The following is a 3,054-nucleotide window of genomic DNA, read 5'->3' on the forward strand; positions in this document are numbered from 1 at the left end:
CGCAAGACGGCAGACGCAACCAGAAATCGCAAGCTGCACGCGCCTATCACGATAAACGAGATGCGATCTAAACGGCGTCGGCATTATCGAGCCAAAACCTCGCCTTGATATGCCCAAATAAGATTCGCCGCCGTAAAGATCGGCAGTATGAATCAATACTATTGTGCGCAGTATCGCAATGTACTCGATTGCGGCCAAAAAGCTATCCCGCAAGCAGCGCATAAATTTAATCCGCTTCGCAAAACGTTCAAATTTAAAAATCCGTTTCGCCAAAAACTTCTAAATTTAAGAAATCCGTTCCATTAAAACATTCAAAATTTAAAAACTCGCGGCTGCCTCGCGCACGAACGTGAAATCACGAAATCACGAAAAATAAGCCGAACTCGCGCATAATAAATAAAATTTAAATACTTTTTTGCTACCATAACGCAAATTTAAATAGGGGTATGCAAATGAATAAACGAAGTTTCTCGTCGCGCTGGGCTTTCATCATCGCCTGCGTGGGCTCTGCCGTGGGTATGGCAAACGTTTGGGGCTTCCCCTACAAACTCGGCACGAACGGCGGCGGCGCGTTTTTGCTGATCTATCTATTTTTTATCGCGCTGTTTTCCTATGCGGGGCTTAGCGCCGAGTACGCCATCGGACGCCGCGCCAGAACGGGCACTCTGGGCTCTTACGAATACGCGTGGAAAAGCCGCGGTCTGGGCACCATCGGCAAGATCATCGGCTGGCTGCCGCTTGCGGGCTCGCTGTGTATCGCCATCGGCTACGCAGTCATTATCTCATACGTGCTTAAAGCCCTAGCGCAGGCCATAGACGGCTCTTTGATGAGCGTGGATACGAACACCTGGTTCGAATCCTTCGCGCTAACGCCCTATTCGGTCGTGCCGTTTCACTTCATAGTCGTTGCGGGCACGCTTTTTACGCTGTTTTTCGGCGCGCACAGTATCGAAAAAACCAACAAAATCATGATGCCGCTATTTTTCATACTTTTTGCGGTACTCGCAGTCAAGGTCGCCACGCTACCAGGCTCGGGCGCGGGGTATAAATTTCTATTCACGCCCGATTTCGGCAAGCTTGGCGATCCGATGGTGTGGATATCTGCGATGGGGCAGGCGTTTTTCTCGCTTTCGATCACGGGCTCGGGTATGATCGTTTACGGCGCGTATCTGCCTAAAAACGAAGACGTCGTCTCGGCTGCGAAAAATACGGCGTTTTTCGACACGCTTGCGGCGATGGTGGCCGCGCTAGTGATGATCCCTGCGGTCTTTGCGTATCACACCGATCCCGCCGCGGGTCCGGGGCTGCTTTTTGTGACGCTGCCTAAAATTTTACAAGATATGATCGGCGGGCAAATTTTTGCGATCATTCTTTTTACGGCGGTGATCTTCGGCGGAATTTCATCGCTTCAAAATATGTTTGAAGTCGTCGCCGAGTCCTTGATGCATAAATTTCCGCGCCTGAACCGCACCTGCACGCTCGTGCTTTTGTGCGTGATCTGCTTCGGCGTGGGCGTAAATATGGAAGCGATCGTCAAATGGGGACCGTGGATGGACTTCGTCTCGATCTACATCATCCCGATCGGCGCGGTCATCGGCGCGGTTTCGTGGTTTTGGGTGATCAAAAAAGATGAAATTTTAGACGAAGTAAATTCGGGCGCGTCCAAGCGGTACGGCGCGTTTTGGTACAACGTGGGGCGCTTTTTATACGTGCCGCTGGCGATGTTGCTTTGCATAATCGCGCTAAGCATGCATATTTCGTTTTGAGTTAAATTTAGAATTCTAGGCGCCGATACGAGGGAGAAGAAATGAAAAAGGTCTTTTTAGCGTTTGTGCTGTTGCCCGGTCTTTGCGGGGTTGCTTTTGCGATGCAAGATACGGAGCCGAGCGAGACGCAAGGTCAAAATTCCGCAAAAGTTAAAATTTTAAGCGACGGGTTTTATAAAATGTCCGCCGAAGAGCGCGGTAAGGCATTGAATGATTGTGATGCTTCGCACTTCTATAGAGGATGCGATAAAATTTTTTCACAAGAGATCTCGCAACTTATTAAAAAGTGCGATATGGGCGACGGTAAATATAGCGTTTGTCAGAGCTTATTAAGTATCACGGATAAGCGCTGCTTTGAAAAGGATCAAATTGAAAATTCATTAGCGTGTGGTTTATACGGCGAAATTTTACTTAAGACAAATAGATCTTCAATTGCATTAAAACCATTAACAAGAGCTTGCGAGGTAGGCAAAATATGGAATTCTTGTTTGCTTAGCGCATTAACTTATTTTGAATATGCTTTAGATGTAGACGAGGTAATAAAATATATGACGATGGCTCGAGATTTGACGCATGATAAAGAGCGCTACAATAAAATCATCAAAAAATTGCAAGATTGCAAAGCCGACAAAGAGTGCAATCCCGCAAAATTAGAATTTCAATAGGCAAACGGCGAGATAACAAATACGGCGGGCTAAATTTCTAAATTTAAAAGACAAAGGAAAGATCGCTATGGCGGATAAGCTGATCGACATCGGGCTAATTTTGTTTTTCGGCGGTTTTGGTTTTGTATGCTATATAAACGGCGTATTGGGCATCGGCAAAGACTATATGCAGCGCAATAGAATAGATTTCGTGCGCTGGATGTTTAGTCTGAGGCACATCTTGCGATCCAACACGCCGTTTGATTCGAACGAGCCGCTAGAATTAAAATTTAAAGAGCCCAAAAGCAAGCATTTGATCTACAATTTCTTTGAGTTTATCATCCATTATGCGATAATCGCGCCGTTTTTAGCGATCTATGCAGGGATTTTCCTGTTTTGCGCGGGGCTGGCCATTAAAATTTTATCCTAAATTTAAAATTTGCGACGCGGATGCAGAGCGGGCATTGCATAGACGCCGTTTTCGTTGCGGAATTCCAAATTTTACGCCGCATCTCTTGCTAAGCATGCTACACTTATTATATTTTAAGAGATAAAATTTCAAAATTTTATCGCCGAATCCACGGCCTGTGGAATTTATGCCGTATTTTCTGTTTCTTGGGGCGGGAGGGGGCCCCAATTGCGAG

The 3,054-nt window shown here is 46.4% G+C and carries 4 protein-coding genes; 3 read left to right on the forward strand and 1 reads right to left on the reverse strand.

What is annotated here, in order from left to right:
* Window positions 1–452 precede the first annotated feature (452 nt).
* From Q0198_RS00750 to Q0198_RS00760, 3 genes are all read left to right on the forward strand, one after another.
* A complete protein-coding gene (locus tag Q0198_RS00750) occupies window positions 453–1,766 on the forward strand; it encodes a sodium-dependent transporter (RefSeq protein ID WP_297893892.1) in 1,314 nt (437 codons plus the stop codon).
* Window positions 1,767–1,807: 41 nt separating this feature from the next.
* Window positions 1,808–2,431, forward strand: coding sequence for a hypothetical protein (locus Q0198_RS00755; RefSeq protein ID WP_297893894.1), 624 nt, complete (start codon window positions 1,808–1,810; stop codon window positions 2,429–2,431).
* 67 nt (window positions 2,432–2,498) lie between these two features.
* Window positions 2,499–2,840, forward strand: coding sequence for a hypothetical protein (locus Q0198_RS00760; protein ID WP_297893895.1), 342 nt, complete (start codon window positions 2,499–2,501; stop codon window positions 2,838–2,840).
* On the opposite strand, the gene Q0198_RS00765 is transcribed toward Q0198_RS00760, so the two are convergent.
* On the reverse strand, window positions 2,832–3,054 hold a 223-nt coding region (locus Q0198_RS00765), incomplete at its 5' end, for a hypothetical protein (protein ID WP_297893898.1). The two genes, Q0198_RS00760 and Q0198_RS00765, sit on opposite strands and share 9 nt — an antisense overlap.

This window comes from uncultured Campylobacter sp., assembly GCF_938045205.1.
Taxonomy (GTDB): domain Bacteria; phylum Campylobacterota; class Campylobacteria; order Campylobacterales; family Campylobacteraceae; genus Campylobacter_B.

Bases quoted from the DNA above. Each gene is read 5' to 3' on its own strand.
- Q0198_RS00750 (WP_297893892.1), top strand. From the start codon at position 453: ATGAATAAACGAAGTTTCTCGTCGCGCTGGGCTTTCATCATCGCCTGC.
- Q0198_RS00755 (WP_297893894.1), top strand. From the start codon at position 1,808: ATGAAAAAGGTCTTTTTAGCGTTTGTGCTGTTGCCCGGTCTTTGCGGG.
- Q0198_RS00760 (WP_297893895.1), top strand. From the start codon at position 2,499: ATGGCGGATAAGCTGATCGACATCGGGCTAATTTTGTTTTTCGGCGGT.